The sequence below is a fragment of the Amycolatopsis nalaikhensis genome (genome assembly GCF_030264295.1).
Taxonomy (GTDB): Bacteria; Actinomycetota; Actinomycetes; order Mycobacteriales; family Pseudonocardiaceae; genus Amycolatopsis; species Amycolatopsis nalaikhensis.
This window is the reverse complement of record NZ_CP127173.1, coordinates 2,283,591-2,300,108: the sequence shown is the minus strand read 5'-3', so window position 1 is coordinate 2,300,108 and position 16,518 is coordinate 2,283,591. Positions and strand designations below refer to the sequence as shown.

Sequence of the window (16,518 nt, the reverse complement as noted above, 5' to 3'; positions counted from 1 at the left end):
AGCGGAGAGCGGGTCCGCAAGATGATCTTCAGTCTCGCCCACAACACCACCCGCACGCGCGCCGTGCGTCACCCATGCAGTGGCAGCTCGTCAGCGAAATAGGTGAGCACGTCTGGCTTGGCGCGGACGAGCGGTGTCAGTGCCGCGGTCCAGTCGTCGAATCGAAGGATCCGGGCGATCAACCGCTCTGCTCGTTTCTGTTCGGCTTGCAGAGCGAGGACGGCGAGGAGTGCCGCTCGCTGCGCCGGCAGGGCGATTGTGGTGGCGAACTCCTCGGCGCGGCCCCGGCTGCCATCGATCGTGACGGTCTGCACGAAGTGTGTCGTCGCGCGTGTCCGCGCGGATACGTCGGGGATGGCGGCGATGAATGCTTCTGTCTCGACGGCCAGTGTTCGGGCCTTGTCGGCATCGCCGGATTGCGCGATCGCTCGGATGAGAACGACAGCCGCGCGGACGCGGTCCACCGGATCGGCGATCGTTCGCACCAGCTCGCCCGCGCGGTCGACGTCGCCGATGCCGGCAAGGACGTCCGTCAGCCGTGCCGTGAGAAGCCCTCTGCGTTCGAGGTCATCCAGCTCGAGAGTGAGGGCTTCGGCGCGGCTGGCGAGTTCGCGGGCGCGTTGCGGTTCGGCCGCGTCGCTCGCGGCGGCCGCGGCCAGACTGATCGCGGTGTCAGCCACGTTGTGTGCAGTAGTGGCGATTCGGGCGAGCGACTCGGCACGATCCCGATAACCGTGTCGAGCGAATTCCCCAACCAGCGCTACAACGGCCCGTTCCTGCACCTCGGGCTCAGGCTCCGCTGCGACCATCTGTTCCGCCTGGGCCACAAGGGTATCGGCTCGGGTTCGGTCGCCGATGGTCATCGCCGCGGTGATCATCCAGGTAACCGGACCAACCCTGTCTGCGGTTCCAGTGATCGTTGCGACAATTTCCTCGGTGCGGTCGAGCAGTTTTCCAGCGAGGACGAGGTTGCCGTTTTCTGCGATGCGCTGGGCGCTGAAGAGCATCACTTGCGCACGGAGTGTGGGAGAACCGATCTTCTCGATGAGCGCAGTCGCCCTGGCCGGATCGTGTACCGCCACCTCGTCGAGGCCGGCGCCGACGAGGTCGTCATAGTTGAAGTCCGGGCAGGAGCGGATGAGGGCCTCGGCACGGTCGAGGTCCCCAACGTGAAGCAACGCTTTGACCACGTTGCGAATCGCGCTTCTGCGCGTTTGCGCGTCCGCGAGGCCCAAGGCGAGCCTGCTCGCTTGGTCGAGAACGTTTGTGGCCCGGTTCCTGTCCCCTGCGTCGGTCAGCGCATTTGCCAGAGCCGTCGCCTTGTCGACTGTGCTTCTTCGGTTGGCCAGGCCGCGAGTCACCGTCTCCGCGCGATCGCCCAGCTCTCGCGCACGGCCGGAGTTGCCGGCAGCGATCTCGGCCATCGCCAGCAAACAGAACACGCGCGCCTGATGTCCGGCGTCCTCGATTCGCTCCGTCAGGGCGGAGGCTTGGTCGAGTCGGCCGATCCCGAGCAGTGTTTCTGCCAACCTGGCGGTCAGGCTGCCAATGGTGGGCACTGGGAAGAGCTGGATTCCGCCGTCCTCGATCGGGTCCGGCAGAGCCCACAACATAGCCTCCGCCTGGCCAGCGAGGCGGCCGACACGATCCCCCTCCGCGATTGTGATCAGCCCGATCACGGCTTCGATCTGGAACTGTGGCATCGGGATGGCCTGGACGAGAATGTCGGCGTGGTCGGGGTCCCCGGCCTTGGCCGCCGCCAGTGCCAGGTCGACCATCCCGACCGACCGGAAGTAGTGGCTGTCGATCGTGGGGAGGATCTGTTGGGCCTGGTCGATGAGGACTTGAGCACGCGCGGGCCCTGCAGCTGCGATGGCTTGTGTCAGCTCGGTCAGCGAGTCGAACGGCTCGTTGCGAAGAGTAAACTTTTTGGTGAGTGACTTGCCGCGTTCGACGAGCTGGTCGCACCGCTCGATCTCGCCGACATCGAGCATGGCCGATGCGAGCGGGAAGGCCGTGGACGCCTCTACATAAGGGTTGTCGGAGTTGGCGCGGACGATGTCATCGGCTCGATGCGCGAATGTGCGAGCCGTGTCCAGATCGCCGACTGTCGAGAGCGCTCTCGACACGGCGATCGTCGCCAGTGCCGCCCGGGCCGGATCGGGGATGGCCCCCAGAAGCGCCTCGGCTCGCGGCAGGTGGCCGAGGGCTGCCCAGACAGCCGGGAGGCCGGGGGATGTGTCGGTGTTGCGTTCGGACAGTTCGCCGCGGTGGACTGCGGTACTGGCCAGTGCGGCCAGATCGGGTCGGTCGGCGCGGAGCAGTAGGTCCTGCAGGGAGGTGATCTCGTTGAGGGCGGCGGTGTCGCCGCCGGAGACGGCGCGCATCCGGTCGTGGCGCACCCGGTCGGTGGTGCACGCCAGCGCGCGGGAAACGTCGCCGGTCGTGATCAGCATGTGTGCGTAACCGCGCAGCAGGTACTCCGGGGTGTCGGCCGGCCAGTCCCGCTCGCGGTAGCGAGCCGCCCACTCGTGCAGCCGCTGCCGGTATTCGATGAGCTGGTCCTCGGTGAAATCCTCGATCGCCGTGTCGTGCAGCTTCTCGTGGCCGAGCACGTACAACTCGGATTCGGCACCGATGGGCCAGCCTCCGGCGCGCCGCACGAAAGAACGCCCCGCGACAGTGGTCAGCAGTCGCTCCACCCGCCGCCTCGACCACCCCATCAGCTCGGCGAAATCCGCGCCCGTCAGCCCGTCCCGGGCCGCGACGACCAAGCCGACCAGATCTCGCCCTGGGCCGCCGAGCAGCCGGTCCAGCTCGCGCTCCATCGCGTCCTGGACCACCTTCGCGGCGGGAGACGCCGCGAGTGGCCGCACGACGGCCGGGTCACGCAACGGATGATCGTCGGGAACATCGCCGGGAATCGTGGGATGCGGCCGGCTCGACACGATCACCCGCACACCGGCCGGCGGCCGGTAAGGCAGGAGGGCGGCGATGCTGTGCGCGTCCGGTCCGGAATTGGCCGCGCGGTCCTCGTCGAGGCCATCGACGAGCAGCACCAGCCGCTCCCCACGTTCGGCACACAAGTCAGCGGCCTCGGCGAGCATGCCCAGCAGGTGAGCGTCCCGGGTGGACTCGGTGAGCAGCGGAGGAAGTGGTTCTTCCAGCAGCGCCGCGAGTTGCTCGATCACGTTGTCGCAGAATGCCGCCCGGTCGTCCTGGCTGGCCAAGCGCGCCGTGATGAAGAACGACACGACGCGCACCCCCGGCGGAGGGTGCAGCACGAACCACGACATGAGCGCCGACTTGCCCGACCACGCGCCCGCGCACCACCACATGTACGGTTCGGCCACATCCGGTTCCGTGCAGAAGTCGGCGAGTGCCTGCAGCTCGTCGGCGCGGTCCACCAGCGTCGGTGGGGCGATGCGGAGCACGCTCTCCCGATAGTGCGTCGTGACGACGGGGACCATCGTCACGTCTCCATTGATGATCCCCGAGTTCGCCAGACCACTGCCCGCTGCGGTCGCGGAGCCCGTTTTGGACGCGGTCATCTGCTGCGGCTGAGCAGGTGCCCCCGGTGGATGTCGTCGTCGCACCCGAATCAGTCCCGGACGACCCCGCTCGTCGCGTCGCCGCCACGAGTCGCGTCTGCCGCACCGGTGCGCCTGGCCGCCAAGGACCCGTCGGCCTGGCCTCGGACCCGTATCCCGCTGGTTGCGATGCCGGACCCACCGGAGACGGCGTCACCCGTGCGTTCGGCTCGAACCACGGTGGATGCATTCGACGCGGACCGCTTCGATGGCAGCGCCGCCCACACCGCGATGCCGACGGCGGCGACGGCCCCCAACGCCGATGCCATGGTCGCCACTCTGTTGGCCACGTCCCATTGCACCACCGCGAACACGGCGCCCATTCCCGCCACCACCACGCAAGTCGCCAGCAGCGCCCACCGTCGGTTGCTCATACCGTCCTTATCGCTCGACGACAGCGCATTGTGACAAGAAGAGGGCGGGCCGACGGATTTCCAGGTCGTCATCGTCACCCGACCGCGGTCGGTGACGATGACGGTCACCCGGGCATCGTCGCGTCGGGCGCTCAGGTGCAGGATGCTCGGGGCGCCGGCGTAGGCGTGGACGGCGACGTTGGCCATCGCCTCGTACACCGCCGGCACGAGGTCGTGCACCCGGCCCGTCGCCAGGCCGGCGCGGGCTGCCCACTCGGCGAGCTGGCGCCGTACCCGCTCCAGCACCTGCGGGGATGCCGTGAGTTCCGGAAGGTACAGATCCTCGACCTGGGTGGCCTCCGGACGTCCGGAGGCCACGTCGGAGAGGCGTCGGGGGCATCAGCCATCGCGTGGGCCTTTCTTCATCGAACGCGTCGGGTGCCCCGAGGCCGGATAGTCCATGGCCACCGGCAGGCGCAGGCAGCTCATCGGGGGCGATAAGGGCGTTCTCGAGCGAGCTGAAGACCGACAGCAGGTGGTGCAGCCCGGTCGGCGTGATCGACCGTTGCGCGGCTTCACCGGCCACGACACGTACTTCCGTGCCGTCCCCCTTCTGCTGGTCGGCATCGACCAAGACCGAGAGTCCGGCAGAGGAGAAGAACGTCACCGACGTCAGGTCGATGATCAGGACGGGCGGACTGTCCTTCATCGCTGCGGTCACCGCGTCGGCCAGCTGGCCCGCGGTCAGCAGGTCCACCTCGCCGCCGACGGCGAGCACAAGCGCGCCGTCGACGTGCCGGCTGGACAGCGGCAACGTGGTGGAGGACTCGACCGGACAGCCACCGACCTCAGGCTCGGGGAACGTCGTCCGCACATCATTCCTGAGGAGCAGCAGAGGACCAACGCTTCAGGCCCGGAATACCTTGAGTACGACTACGTCGCGGACGTGACGGCTGGACAGGCAGCGTCGTACGGGGCGGCGGGCCACCGATTGATTTCGGCAAGTTGAATTGGCCCCGGTTCGGCACTCTGAACTGGCCCCGGCGGCTGGGTTGCGGGATCGGTCGGCATCTTGATGTGGCCCCACCTGCCCTTGTCGGCGGCGGGTCGGCACTCTGATTTGGCCCCACCTCGTTCGGGTGTTTCTGCTGGTCGCGGACTGGCCCGCTGGTGACGATGGCGTGGTGAGCGAGCGTGAGCCCGGCCCGGTGGTGACGCTGGTGTGGGCGCTGGACGAGGTGTTCATCGGGTTCGCGGGCCGACCCGGTCGCGGTGGTCCGCCGTGAGCTGGAGGACGCCTGCGAGACGTGGGACTGCCGGGTTGGACGAGGACGCGTTGGACGTGTTCGCGGCCGAGAACGCCGCCGGTGAGCGGGTCGAGATTGACGCGGGAACGATCCGCGTCCCGTCGGCCGGATCGGTCGAGGTGGACTGGCGCGACGCCCCGTTCTGACCGGTGTGGTCAGCTGGCTCGGTTGGTGCGCCGGCGTTTGGTGGTGCGCAGCCGGAACGACTCGGTGCCGGTCTCGATGATCGACGCATCGAACGTGAGCCGGTCGACGATCGCGGCGCAGAGTCGCGGATCGGTGAAGGTGCGAGCCCACTCGCTGAACGCGGAGTTGCTCGCGATCGCGATGCTCGAGCGTTCTTCCCGCTCGGTGAACACCTGAAACAGCAGCTCCGCGCCGCGCCGGTCCAGCTCGAGATAGCCGAGCTCATCGAGGCAAAGGAGGTCAACGCGGCCGTAGCGGGCGATGGTCTTGGACAGGTGCTTGTCGTCGGCTGCCTCGACGAGCTCGTTGACCAGCGCGGCGGCGGTGACGTAGCGGACCTTGAACCCGGCCTCCGCGGCGGCGGTGCCCAGCCCGATCAGCAGGTGGGACTTGCCGGTGCCGGAGTCCCCGATCAGGCAGACCGGCTGCCCGGCGCGGATCCAGGCGCCCTTGGCGAGGGTGTGCACGAGTGCGGGCGGGACGTTCGGGTTGGCGGCGAAGTCGAAGTCCTCGATGCGTTTCGTGCGCGGGAAACCGGCCTGCTTGACCAGGCGGGCCTTGCGGCGGACCTCGCGGTCCTCGCACTCGATGAACAGCAGCTCCGACAGGAAACTCTTGTAGGTGGCCTGCTGGCGGGCCGCGGCGGCGGCCTGATCGCCGAACCGGTCGCGGATGGTGGGCAGGCGCAGGATCCGGCAGGCCTGCTCGATGGCGGCGTCGGCGGCTTCCTCGGCGATCTGGTCCCGGCCGCGGGCGGTGGTGCGGGTCATGACGCGTTCCCCTTCTTCGGAGTGTTGTGCAGCAGCTGGTCGTAGGCGGCGACCGAGGGTGCGGGGCGGGAGTCCGCCGGCAGGTCGGGATCGCGGCGACGTTCGGGCAGGGACACGACTTTGCTGCGGCTGCGCCGAGGCTGCAGCGGTTCCTCCGTGGCGCTGGGTTCGCCGGCCGCGGCGGCGTGTTTGCGGGCCTCGATCGCCACCACATCGGGCGAGACCGACCCGGCCTCGAGGGTGACGCGGATCCCGGCGATCACGTGCGCGTGGCGCATGCGCCGGTGCAGCAGCAGAACTTCGATCAGCAGCCGGGTGCCGGCCTGGTCGCCGTGCTTGGCTCGCGCGGCGGCCCAGAACGCGTCGTGGGTGGCGGTGAACCAGCCCTTCTGCCGCGCGTGGACCAGCGCGGTCGCCCCGCGCAGCGCGCCCGGTTTGCCGGCCAGGACCTCCAGGTAGTGATCGAGCACGAGGTGCTGCCCGCCCTTGGTGGTCACCCGGGGGTGCCGGGCGACCTCCTCGGATCCGTGCAGCACCACCAGTTCCTCCGCGTCGAGCTTCGCCCGGACCGTCTGCCCGATCAGCCGCGCCGGGACCGAGTAGAGCGCCTGGCGGACGGTGATCCGTGCGTAGCGGTCGACCCGCGGAGTCGTCGTCAGCGCGATGTCGAACTCATCCACCGGCAACGGCGCCAGCAGCGGCGCCTCAAGAGCGAAGTTCTGCCCGATCGTGGCTGTGCGCTGGTCGATGTGGCGGGCGTCCTCCGCACGGTCCGCCGCGGCGAGCCGGTCGTTGATGCCGGCCAGCCCCGAGATATCCGGGATCTTCGGGACAGGGACGAACCAGCGGCGCCGGAACCGGCCACCCTCGCCCTCGACACCGCCTTTCTCGTGGGCGCCTTCTTTGCCTGGCATGCAATAGAAACTCGTGAGCCCGTAGGCGGACTTGAACAGCACCCACTTGTCGGTCTCCAGTCGTGAGCGGCCGAAGCAGACCCGGCGGACCGCGGAAGACAGGTTGTCGTAACGGATCTCCCCGGCCGGGACACCGCCCAGTTCGGTGAACGCGGCGACATGCCCGGCGAAGAACGCCTCCTGTCCCTGCGACGAGTAGACGCGGTGAATTGCCTTGCCAGAGAACGACATTCGCAGCGTGAAGAGGAAGCACTTGGTGTCGACACCGCCGACGTTGACCCAGACCTCGGCGAAGTCGACCTCGGCGTCCTGTCCCGGAAGGTGTGTCTGCGGAACAAACCCGTCCATCACACTCGCCCGATTCCTGGCTTCCAGCACGATCTCCGGACGGCGGCGGGCGACGTACTTCGACACCGTGCGGTACGCGATCGTCGCGTCGTGCTCGTCGACCAGCCGCTCCCAGATCCGGTGCGCGGTATGCCGCTGCTTGCGCGGCGCGTCCAGATCCGCCCGCAACATCCCGTCCATCGCCTCACGCAACGGACCCGTCACCGGCGACGACCGCGCCGGGGTCTTCCGCAGCGGTGGCACCGCCGGCCCCAGGGCCTGGCGCACCGTCCGGCGATGCACCCCGTGCCGCTCAGCCAGCGCCCGGACCGACAGGCCTTCCACCCGGGCATCCCGCCGGATCAGCGCGAACAACTCCACCCTGGACACCATCCCGGCTCCCACGCGGACGGCCCCTCACCGGCACTGTCCACCCAGGACCCTCAACTCGACCCACCGACTCGCACGTCACGAGCAGGAATTCGCCCGATCGGTGGGGCCCGCTAACGGTGCCGAACCGGGGCCAGATCACGATGCCACGGCCAACCGATGGCCGCCCGCTGGGCATCGAACCGGCGCCCGACGCCCGGCCGATCGTCTGTGACGCCGCAGCGGCCGCTCAGGTATCGACGCAGCGCACCGGCGAAAACGCACCGACGTGGCAGGGTTCGCACCATGAACCCCGCCGAGACACCATCCGACCCGACCGCCGCCGGCGCGCCGAACACGCCGTCCCATCCTGGCGAGCTGACGGGAATCACGCGTGGCCACGATCCGCTGGCACGGCAGTTTCCCGTCGTCGCACTGGTCACTTCGGTCGGCGGCCTGGACGCTCTCACCCACGTGCTCGCCCCCGCTGCCCGCCGATCTCCCGGCCGCGGTCGTCATCGCCCAGCACTTGGCTCCCGACCGCGCCAGCCACCTCACCGAGATCCTGGCCAAACGGACCGCTCTGCGGGTTCGCGAAGCCCGCAACGACGACGAACTGACTCCCGGGACCGTGCTGCTCGCCACCCTCGCCGTCACCTGCGGCTCGCGCGCCCTGGCCGTTGTCCTCACCGGGCACGGCAGAGACGCCCAGGCGGGAATCCGCGCCATCCGTCATTGCGGCGGCACCGTTTTCGCCCAAGACCACGCCACCTCCGCCGACTTCGGTATGCCGGGCGCCGCCATCGCCACTGGCCTCGTCGACGACGTCCTCAGCCTCCCCGATATCGCCGCCGCCATCCGTGCCCACGTCGAACGACACGTCGACGGGAGCACCGAAGATTGCTGAGGCGAAACGACGACAACCGTCGCCTCGTGAACAGAACGCCCCAGGCCGAGGCGCTGCCGGCGGTGTGACCGACGAGCTGCCCAGCCAGCTCGTCGAGTTCGCGCCGGTCGACTACCCCGAACCGGTCGCCGGTTGCGGTTTTCTCTGGGGCTGCTCGACCAGCATCAAGGTCACATCGGCACCGATAGGGAGAATCGCCATGGCGAGCCTGTGTCGTAGTCGAAACCCTCGCGGCCGCGCAGGGCAGCGCAGCCGCCCAGCGGTAAATCACCTCAGCGCCGAGCGTTACGCTGACCCTTTCCGCCGTCGGCCCGGACCTCGCCGCGAAACGTTCGACATCCGGAGGCGCACGGTGACGTTCACGGCAAGCACCCACAGAACGCCACGCTCGGTCGTACGGCTGCATGTACGGGGCCGGGGGTGTGCGCTGGCGAGGCTGCCACGCTGACGGCACTGATCATCGACACGGTTGCCATGGAGCTGCCCACCACACTCCTGATCGACCTTCGTCATGTCACCGCCCTCGATTTCGCCGGCCTGCGGGCCCTGCTTGCCGGCTACCGCGCCGCGGTCGACCACGGCACCTCCTACCACCTCCTGCACGCCGAAGGCCCGGCCCGCGACCTCCTGCAGGCCACCGGCACCCTGGACATGCTCGCCGACAGCGACGATCTCGGCGCACTGATGCTGGCCGTGCTCACGCAGCCAAGCACGGACCGGTCGGCCTGATCTCCGGAGACGACATCCGGACCCGCGAGTGTGGGGGTCTCGGTTGGCTCTCGAGTGCCTTCGGAGCTCGTCGGCGCCGACTTCGATCGGCCTGGTGCCGAGACGCACCCGCTGCGGCGCCGCCGCGACGGTGAAGGTGCGCGTCACTTCGACCAAGGTCAGTCCTCTCGCCGATGTCAGCAGCCACCGCACTCGGTGAATAGCCGCTGAGTACCCGAATAGGAGAAGCCACCCATCCGGGCCGCGCGGGATCGGTCGGTGCCGGGTCGGCTATGAGGAGGCGAGGAGCCCGGCGCCGAGGACGAGGACCGGGACGATGACCAGCGCGGCGCCGAGCAGCGCTGTCGCCGGCGGGAGATCGCTGCGGGCACCGGGGCCAGCTCGGCGTATCCGGGCAGCGCGCCGTCCACCGACCCAGGCGAGGGCGACGGCTGCCACGACCTCGAGCCCGCCCGCGACCTCGAGGTAGCCGGCGAGGGCGCCGCGGGCGAGCGCGAGCATGAGCACGCCGGTCAGGGCAGCTGTGGCCGCAGTGCTCAGCCAGGACCGCCACACGCTCGAGGCGGCCTGTTCGCGTTCGGTGGAGTCCATGCCGCCCTACCGTCCGGCTCGTGGGGCTTCGGCGAGGTCGTCGATGGAGCCGACCAGTTCGCGCAGCGCGGGCAGCGCGGCGGTGAGCAGGTGCTGCCAGGCCGGGTGCAGGTTGGCCACGGCCGTCTCGACGATCGCGGTGTTGGTGGCCTGCCAGCGGCGCACGGCGTCGCGGCCGGCACCGGTGAGTTCCAGGGCGACCGTGCGCCGGTCGTCGTTGCCACTGGTGCGGGTGAGCAGGTCCTTCGCCTGCAACCCGTTGGCCATGGTGGTGACCGTGTTCGGCGCGAGCTTGAGCAGCTGGGCCAGCCGACTCGGCCGGGCGCCGGGGTTCTCGGCCAGGCAGGACAGCAGTTCCAGCTGCGCCACCGACAAGGTGGTCGCGGGGTCGGCGTTGCGGGCCGCGCGGCGCATCGCCCGGCGCAGCCGCGCGACGACCTCGGCCAGCGCAACGCCGGAGTCAGGCTCGGGCATCGGCACCCGCCGGCCCGCCGCGCCCAGTGGACAGGCCGGTCACCGCGGCAACGGCACCGCCGGCGGCGAGCGCCGACAGCGCCAGCGGAACACCGGCGCCGCTGCCCGCGTGCAGGCACAAGGTCACCAGCGCGACACCGAGCGCGGTGCCCAGTCCCCGGGCCATGTTCACCAAGCCTCCTCCGGTCGCCGACATCGTCGCCGGGATGGCCGCCATGATGGACGAGTTGTTCGCCGGGATGAACACTCCCAGCCCCAGTCCGACCAGGAACAGCGACACGCCGGTCAACCCGGCCGAGCCCCCCGCGGCGAGCACCGCGAGGCAGCCCGCCGCGCTTATCGCCGCGCCGGTCACCGACCGTCCCCGGGGCCCGAACGATGCAGGGAGTATCCGCTCGGCCGCGAGGGCGGCGACCGCGAATCCGGCGGGCAGGCTGGTCAGCACCAGCCCGGCTATGCCGTGGTCGCCCAGCACCTGCGGCAGCAACGTCAGCGGACCGAATAGCACCAGGTAACCGCACAGCGCCCCGGCCAGGCCCCACGACACCGCCGGCGGGCGCAGCACACTCAACCGCACGATCGGGTTGCTCGCGCGGCGTTCCCGCCAGGCGAATCCGAGGGCGGCGAGCACGCCCAGCACCGTCAGCGCGGGGATCGACCACGCCGGGAGACCCAACCCCGACAAGCCTGACAGGGCGAGCAGGATCGCGGTGGAGGTGGTGGCCAGCAACGCGACGCCCGCGCCGTCGAACCGGCGGCCCAGCGGGCTGCGTTCCCGCGTCCGCGGCAGCAGGAACCGGCCGGCAACCAGGCCGAGGATGCCGACGGGAACGTTGACCAGGAACACCCAGCGCCAGCCGACCGTACCGACCAGCAGACCACCGACGGCCGGCCCGAGCGCCAGCCCGAGAGCCTGGGCGGCGGCCTGGACACCCAGCGCCGCGCGGGCCTTCGCCTTCGGCACGCTGGTGACCACCAGGGCGACGCTGTTGGCCTGCAGCATCGCCGCCCCGACTGCCTGCAGGATCCGGAATCCGACCAGCATGCCGAGGGTGGGCGCCAGCCCGCAGGCGACCGACGCGGCGGTGAACACCGCGAACCCGTAGCCGTAGGTCAGCTTGCGGCCGACCGCGTCCGCGATCCGCCCCACCGCCGCGAGCAGACCGACCAGGGTCAGCAGATACGCCAGCGACACCCACTGCACGGCCGCCAGCGGGGCGCCGAACTCGCGTTGCAGTGCCGGGAAGGTCAGCGTCACGATGCTGGCGTCGAGCTGCCCCATGAACGCGCCAAAACACACCGCGCCCACCGCGAACCACCCCGCGTTCGGGTGCTCGCGCACCACCCGTGGCCGCGCCCGCTCGGTCAGCATCGCCATCCGATCACCTCACCACTCATCAAATCATTCTAGGACAGAACAACTAGTCGGCGATGCATGAAGTCGGCCACATCCGCAACCCTGTCCAACTTGCGAGAATTCGCCGGTCCCGCTGTGGTGATGCGGCTGCGAAGCGGGTAGCCGCCTCGACGTTTAGTTCGGACATCGAGGTAACTAGCTCGTGGTCGCCATCGTCGCGAGGAAGCGGGCAGCGATGTATGTGGCCTCATTGCCGAGCCCCTCACCGGCCGTATGGCACCTGGGACCGATCCCGATCCGGGCCTACGCGCTGTGCATCATCGCGGAGATCCTGGTCGCGTTGCCCGTCGCGGAGCTTGACGGGTCGGAGCTGTGCCAGACCTGCCGCGTTCGGCATGGGCGCGGGCTTGCAGACTGTGGGGGTGTCCGATGAACAGCCCAGCACGGTCGCCGAGCCGGCCGGGATCCCTCAGTCCTGGCTGGTTCTGATCTACCGTGTTCCGCCCGAGCCGAGCAGGTTGCGTGCCGCGGTGTGGCGTCGGCTGAAGGGGCTGGGAGCAATTTACCTGCAGAACTCGGCCGCCGCGTTGCCGGCTGGGGCCGCGGCGGAACGGGCGCTGCGCAAGCTGCGTCACGAGATCGTCGAAATGGGCGGGACGGGCGTGTTGCTCTCGAGTGTGGCGCTGGCCGGCGGGCCGGACGTGGTCGCTGCCTTCCAGGCCGCGCGGGACGACGAGTACGAGGAGATCATCGACAAGTGCCGGGATTTCCTCGCCGAGATCGACAAGGAGACCGCGGCCGAGCACTACACCTACGCGGAACTCGAGGAGAACGAGGAAGACCTGGTCAAGCTGCGGAACTGGTTCGCCAAGATCTCCGAGCGGGATGTGCTCGACGCTCCTGGCCGTCCGGCGACGGTGCAGGCGCTCGAACGGTGCGAGAAGGCGCTCGAGACCTACGCGGCGACGGTGTACGCCAGGGACGCCGACGGGCACTGAGCCTGTGTCAGCGGGTTGAGCGGGCGCGCCACAGGCTCCAAGGCAAAACGACGACCACCACGGCAGGCAGGACCCACCAGGCGGGTACGCCCGCGTGGGCGAGCCCGTAGGTCGCCGCGAGCGCGAGCACCACCGCGAGCGCGACGCGCCAGTCGTCGCCGACGACGAAGTCGTACCAGAACGCTCCGAAAGCCCGCAGCCGCGCGATCACGTCGGCTTCACCTCCTGGTCCGGTGCCACAACGGCGTCTGTGCGCCTGGCCGGGCGGCGCAGCAGCACCACCAGCCCCAGCGCGAACAGGGCGACGGCAGGTGCGATGACCGGCAGCGCCGCGTCCGAACCGGGCCAGTCGGCACCGGCGCCTTCGCTGCCCCAGAAGATCCCGAACGTGGTCAGCATGACGCCGACGACGAACTTCAGGGTGTTTTCCGGGACTCGTGCCAGGGGTGCTTTGGCGGCGATGCCAGCCGCGGCGACCACGACCACGGCGCAGCCCGCGGCGAGCGCCGCCAAGGGCACGTTGTGCTCGTTGCTGCCGAAGGTCACCACGATGAACGCGACTTCCAGGCCTTCCAGCAGCACACCTTTGAACGACAATGTGAACGCGTACCAGTCGGTGACCATGCCGCGCGTCTGGGCCGGTGCGGTTCGTGCGGCGGTCAGCTCGGCTTGGAAGATCGCGGCTTCGTCGTGACGTGCCTTGAGGCCGCCGGCGCGCAGGATCGCCTTCCGCAGCCACTGCAGCCCGAAGATCAACAGCAGGCAGCCGACGACGAGACGCAGCGCGGCGAGCGGAACCACCGTCAAGGCCGGGCCGAGAACCGCGACGATCGCGGTCAGTGCCACCAGCGCCGTCCCCAGCCCGAAGCCGGTCGATCGCCAATCGCGGGCCGTGCCCGCGGCCAGCACGATCGTCAACGCCTCGACGGCCTCGACCACGCAGGCCAGAAATACTGCCAGGAACAACGCGCTGCTGGTCACGACACCTCCTTCGCGGACATCAACAGCTGCTCGGATCGCCTGAAATCTAACAGCTGTTAGTCTGTCATCCTAACGGCCGGCGCGGCGCGAGCAAAGAGCGCGGCGGTGATCAGCGCCTGCCGCAGGGTGTCACGACGGGTCCCGCGGTCGTCTGGCTCGCTTGCCGCGCAGGACCTCCATCAGGACGTCCTCGGCCCGCCGGTAGCGCAGCGAGTCCACCCACAACCGGTAGGTGACCGGCCCGTCATCGCCCGCGAACGGCAGGTGACGCAGTTGCGCCACATACGCGGCGATGCGCGCGTCGGCCAGGGCGAGCAGGACCCGGGAAAGCTCGTCGTCGGTGAGGTGGGTCAGCTCCGCCCAGGCGGTGGCGTCGATGCCGTTGCCGAATCCGTGCGGGGGCAGCCAGTACATCAGGCCGCGACGGCCGTGGGCCGGATCGGGAACCGCGGGTGATGCGGTCATCGGCCGCCCTCCTCCGGCGAGGGTCCCATGGGTGGGGCCGCCCTGTCGCGGTCGGCGTGGTCACCGTCGTGTCCCGCGTCGGTGGTCCGCCGCGCGGTGGAGGCGTCCAGCTGCCGGGCGACGTCGGCGCGGAGGGCGTCGAGGCGGGTTGCGGACGGTCCGAGGCCGTCGAGCCGGCGCCGCATCGCCTCCGTGCGGGGATCGGGGTTGAGCGAAAACGCGAGCTGCAGCGCGCTGCGCACCAGCCACTGGTGGTAGTGCAGCAGCCGGTCGATCTCGTCGGCCGTCCCGCGCAGCGCGCCCTCTGCCGGGATGTCGCGTAGCTCGGTGCGCAGCTGCTGGTAGGCGGTGACCAGCTCGCCGCACGTCCGGCCGACGTGACCGGGCACGTCGCCGGGTGCCCCGCACGCACGGACCGCGCCGTCGGCCACCGGAGCCAGCTCGGCCGCCCGATCGAGTACCGGCAGGAGCAGGTTCAGCTGCACGCCGGTCGGCGGCCGCGCCGCACGGTGCCACCACCGCCGCCAGAGGCTCCGCACGGTCATGGCGCGCGGCCTTGGCGGTGAGCGCGGCCCAGCAGCCGGTGAGCCTGCCGGACATCGACGATCTCGACGGGACGCAGATCGGGCAGCGGTTGTCCGACTGTCCACAAGGGACCATCGATGACGTTCGGGCCGGTGGAGCCGTGGCAGGTCGCGGTGTCGGCCATCGTGCTCACCGGCCCGGTGTGCTGCGTGCGTCGGCGGGGATGCCGTAGGGGAGGCCCGCGCAGGCGGTGTCGATCATCATCAACCGGTTGTACTTTGCCACCCGCTCGCCGCGCGCGGGCGCGCCGGCCTTGAGCTGACCGCAGCCGGTGCCGACGGCGAGGTCGGCGATGAAGTCGTCGCACGTCTCGCCGGAGCGGTGCGAGATCATCTGCCGGTAGCCGCGGTCCCGGCAGACTCGGATGGCCGCCAGGGTTTCGGTGACGGTGCCGATCTGGTTCGGCTTGATCAGGGCGGCGTTGGCGATGCCCGCGTCGGCTCCCCGGGCGATCAGCGCGGGGTTGGTGACGAAGTTGTCGTCGCCGACCAGCTGGACGTGTTCGCCGAGTTCGTCGGTGATCTCCTGCCAGCCGGCGTCGTCGTCCTCGGCCATCCCGTCTTCGATGCTCCAGATCGGGAAGTCCCGCACCATCTCCACGTACCGCTGCACCAGCTCGGTTGCGCTGTGCCGATGCCCGCCGACGACGTAACTGCCGTCCGGCTGGCAAAACTGGGACGCCGCGGGGTCCAACGCGATCGCCACCGCATCGAGCCCCGCAGGGTAACCAGCCTCCTCGATCGCGCGCACGAGCAGCCGCAGCACGTCCTCCGGCTGGGTGAACTCGGGGGCGAAGCCGCCTTCGTCGCCGAGCCCCACGGAGTGGCCGGCGTCGGTGAGCAGGCCGCGCAGCGCACGGTAGATCTCGGCGCCGGCGCGGATGGCGTCGCCCATGCTGCGCGCACCCAGCGGGGCGATCATGAACTCCTGGAACGCGAGGGCGGTGCGAGCGTGGACGCCGCCGTTGAGCACGTTGAAATGCGGGACCGGCAGCCGCGCGGTTGCCCCGGAGACTCGCAGCCAGGTCCACAGCGGCAGTTCGTCGGCGTCGGCGAGCAGCCGCGCCACCGCCATCGACACGCCGATGACGGCGTTCGCCCCGAGGCGGGACAGGTTTGGCGTGCCGTCGAGGTCCCGCATCGCCGAGTCCACACCGGACAGTTCGTGCCACGGCCGCCCGCACAGCAGCTCGCGCAGCTCGCCGTTGACCGAACCGATCGCCGTCAGGACACCGGCTCCGCCGTACCGGGCGGAATCGTCATCGCGAAGCTCGTGCGCCTCGTGACGGCCGGTGGATGCCCCGGACGGCACCGACGCGGTGGCGTGACGGGCACCGCGGGACACGGTGACCGCGAGGGTGGGACGTCCGCGGGAGTCGAGGATCTCGTGGGCGCGCAGGTCGGTGAACTGGACAGTGGTCATGACGCTCTCCTGCCGGGTTCGTCGGGAAGATGCGTGTGATGCGACCGGTGTCCCGCCGGAACAGCGGGCTCACGGAGCCGGGAGCCGGGAGCCGGGAGGCACGGAGGGACTTGGGAGTGCCCTGAGCTGCGGGTGCTGCATGCGACATCACTCCCTGACGTCGTCGCCAGGGACCGTCAGCGGTGTCTCCGCG

The 16,518-nt window shown here is 70.0% G+C and carries 17 protein-coding genes and 1 pseudogene; 4 read left to right on the top strand and 14 right to left on the bottom strand.

All coding sequences use genetic code 11. From position 1 onward, the window contains the following. Window positions 1–68 precede the first annotated feature (68 nt). From QP939_RS11280 to QP939_RS51805, 3 genes and pseudogenes are all read right to left on the bottom strand, one after another. Complete coding sequence (locus QP939_RS11280; protein ID WP_285456645.1) at window positions 69–3,551, bottom strand: tetratricopeptide repeat protein; 3,483 nt, start codon at window positions 3,549–3,551, stop codon at window positions 69–71. Window positions 3,552–3,601: 50 nt separating this feature from the next. Next, on the bottom strand, window positions 3,602–4,321 hold the full coding sequence (locus QP939_RS11275; protein WP_285456644.1) for an ATP-binding protein: 720 nt from the start codon (window positions 4,319–4,321) through the stop codon (window positions 3,602–3,604). 184 nt (window positions 4,322–4,505) lie between these two features. After that, window positions 4,506–4,700 (bottom strand): annotated as a pseudogene (locus QP939_RS51805) (STAS domain-containing protein); the annotation flags it as partial. 564 nt (window positions 4,701–5,264) lie between these two features. Here QP939_RS51805 and QP939_RS11265 point away from each other — a divergent pair. Then, window positions 5,265–5,396: a hypothetical protein gene (locus QP939_RS11265; RefSeq protein WP_285456640.1), complete on the top strand. Its 132-nt coding sequence runs from the start codon at window positions 5,265–5,267 to the stop codon at window positions 5,394–5,396. Between the two features lie 9 nt (window positions 5,397–5,405). On the opposite strand, the gene istB is transcribed toward QP939_RS11265, so the two are convergent. Continuing rightward, window positions 5,406–6,206, bottom strand: coding sequence for an IS21-like element helper ATPase IstB (istB, locus tag QP939_RS11260; protein WP_285456638.1), 801 nt, complete (start codon window positions 6,204–6,206; stop codon window positions 5,406–5,408). Then, window positions 6,203–7,840, bottom strand: coding sequence for an IS21 family transposase (gene istA / locus QP939_RS11255; protein ID WP_285456636.1), 1,638 nt, complete (start codon window positions 7,838–7,840; stop codon window positions 6,203–6,205). Before istA ends, istB begins: the two co-directional genes overlap by 4 nt. A 370-nt stretch (window positions 7,841–8,210) precedes the next feature. Here istA and QP939_RS11250 point away from each other — a divergent pair, with 370 nt between their 5' ends. After that, entirely contained in the window at window positions 8,211–8,723 is a 513-nt protein-coding gene (locus tag QP939_RS11250; RefSeq protein WP_285456634.1) for a chemotaxis protein CheB, read from the top strand. Between the two features lie 420 nt (window positions 8,724–9,143). Further along, window positions 9,144–9,452 (top strand): STAS domain-containing protein, encoded by a 309-nt coding sequence (locus tag QP939_RS11245; protein ID WP_285456632.1) that lies wholly within the window; start codon window positions 9,144–9,146, stop codon window positions 9,450–9,452. 270 nt (window positions 9,453–9,722) lie between these two features. Here QP939_RS11245 and QP939_RS11240 read toward each other — a convergent pair whose 3' ends face one another. The 3 genes from QP939_RS11240 to QP939_RS11230 are packed head-to-tail and all read right to left on the bottom strand — an operon-like array spanning window position 9,723 to window position 11,895. Continuing rightward, window positions 9,723–10,043, bottom strand: coding sequence for a hypothetical protein (locus QP939_RS11240; RefSeq protein WP_285456631.1), 321 nt, complete (start codon window positions 10,041–10,043; stop codon window positions 9,723–9,725). A 6-nt stretch (window positions 10,044–10,049) separates the two neighbouring features. Continuing rightward, window positions 10,050–10,517, bottom strand: a complete 468-nt coding sequence (locus QP939_RS11235) for a MarR family winged helix-turn-helix transcriptional regulator (protein ID WP_285456630.1) — start codon at window positions 10,515–10,517, stop codon at window positions 10,050–10,052. Next, complete coding sequence (locus QP939_RS11230) at window positions 10,504–11,895, bottom strand: MFS transporter (protein WP_285456628.1); 1,392 nt, start codon at window positions 11,893–11,895, stop codon at window positions 10,504–10,506. Before QP939_RS11230 ends, QP939_RS11235 begins: the two co-directional genes overlap by 14 nt. Window positions 11,896–12,296: 401 nt before the next feature. Here QP939_RS11230 and QP939_RS11220 point away from each other — a divergent pair, with 401 nt between their 5' ends. Continuing rightward, on the top strand, window positions 12,297–12,872 hold the full coding sequence (locus QP939_RS11220; protein ID WP_285456627.1) for a Chromate resistance protein ChrB: 576 nt from the start codon (window positions 12,297–12,299) through the stop codon (window positions 12,870–12,872). Between the two features lie 7 nt (window positions 12,873–12,879). Here QP939_RS11220 and QP939_RS11215 read toward each other — a convergent pair whose 3' ends face one another. The 6 genes from QP939_RS11215 to eno all read right to left on the bottom strand — a co-directional run bounded on the left by QP939_RS11215 (window position 12,880) and on the right by eno (window position 16,325). Further along, window positions 12,880–13,083 carry a hypothetical protein gene (locus QP939_RS11215; RefSeq protein ID WP_285456626.1) on the bottom strand — a complete coding sequence of 68 codons (204 nt, stop codon included), beginning with the start codon at window positions 13,081–13,083 and terminating at the stop codon, window positions 12,880–12,882. Beyond that, window positions 13,080–13,853 carry a COG4280 domain-containing protein gene (locus QP939_RS11210; protein WP_285456625.1) on the bottom strand — a complete coding sequence of 258 codons (774 nt, stop codon included), beginning with the start codon at window positions 13,851–13,853 and terminating at the stop codon, window positions 13,080–13,082. Before QP939_RS11210 ends, QP939_RS11215 begins: the two co-directional genes overlap by 4 nt. A gap of 129 nt (window positions 13,854–13,982) precedes the next feature. Next, window positions 13,983–14,318: a hypothetical protein gene (locus tag QP939_RS11205; RefSeq protein ID WP_285456624.1), complete on the bottom strand. Its 336-nt coding sequence runs from the start codon at window positions 14,316–14,318 to the stop codon at window positions 13,983–13,985. After that, on the bottom strand, window positions 14,315–14,863 hold the full coding sequence (locus QP939_RS11200; protein ID WP_285456623.1) for a hypothetical protein: 549 nt from the start codon (window positions 14,861–14,863) through the stop codon (window positions 14,315–14,317). Before QP939_RS11200 ends, QP939_RS11205 begins: the two co-directional genes overlap by 4 nt. Continuing rightward, window positions 14,860–15,036, bottom strand: coding sequence for a hypothetical protein (locus tag QP939_RS11195; RefSeq protein ID WP_285456622.1), 177 nt, complete (start codon window positions 15,034–15,036; stop codon window positions 14,860–14,862). Before QP939_RS11195 ends, QP939_RS11200 begins: the two co-directional genes overlap by 4 nt. Further along, window positions 15,033–16,325, bottom strand: coding sequence for a phosphopyruvate hydratase (gene eno, locus QP939_RS11190; RefSeq protein ID WP_285456621.1), 1,293 nt, complete (start codon window positions 16,323–16,325; stop codon window positions 15,033–15,035). The genes QP939_RS11195 and eno overlap by 4 nt, the downstream gene beginning before the upstream one ends. Window positions 16,326–16,518: the final 193 nt, after the last annotated feature.

Bases quoted from the DNA above. Each gene is read 5' to 3' on its own strand.
- QP939_RS11280 (WP_285456645.1), bottom strand. From the start codon at position 3,551: ATGACCGCGTCCAAAACGGGCTCCGCGACCGCAGCGGGCAGTGGTCTG.
- istB (WP_285456638.1), bottom strand. From the start codon at position 6,206: ATGACCCGCACCACCGCCCGCGGCCGGGACCAGATCGCCGAGGAAGCC.
- istA (WP_285456636.1), bottom strand. From the start codon at position 7,840: ATGGTGTCCAGGGTGGAGTTGTTCGCGCTGATCCGGCGGGATGCCCGG.
- QP939_RS11240 (WP_285456631.1), bottom strand. From the start codon at position 10,043: ATGGACTCCACCGAACGCGAACAGGCCGCCTCGAGCGTGTGGCGGTCC.
- QP939_RS11235 (WP_285456630.1), bottom strand. From the start codon at position 10,517: ATGCCCGAGCCTGACTCCGGCGTTGCGCTGGCCGAGGTCGTCGCGCGG.
- QP939_RS11230 (WP_285456628.1), bottom strand. From the start codon at position 11,895: ATGGCGATGCTGACCGAGCGGGCGCGGCCACGGGTGGTGCGCGAGCAC.
- QP939_RS11205 (WP_285456624.1), bottom strand. From the start codon at position 14,318: ATGACCGCATCACCCGCGGTTCCCGATCCGGCCCACGGCCGTCGCGGC.
- QP939_RS11200 (WP_285456623.1), bottom strand. From the start codon at position 14,863: ATGACCGTGCGGAGCCTCTGGCGGCGGTGGTGGCACCGTGCGGCGCGG.
- eno (WP_285456621.1), bottom strand. From the start codon at position 16,325: ATGACCACTGTCCAGTTCACCGACCTGCGCGCCCACGAGATCCTCGAC.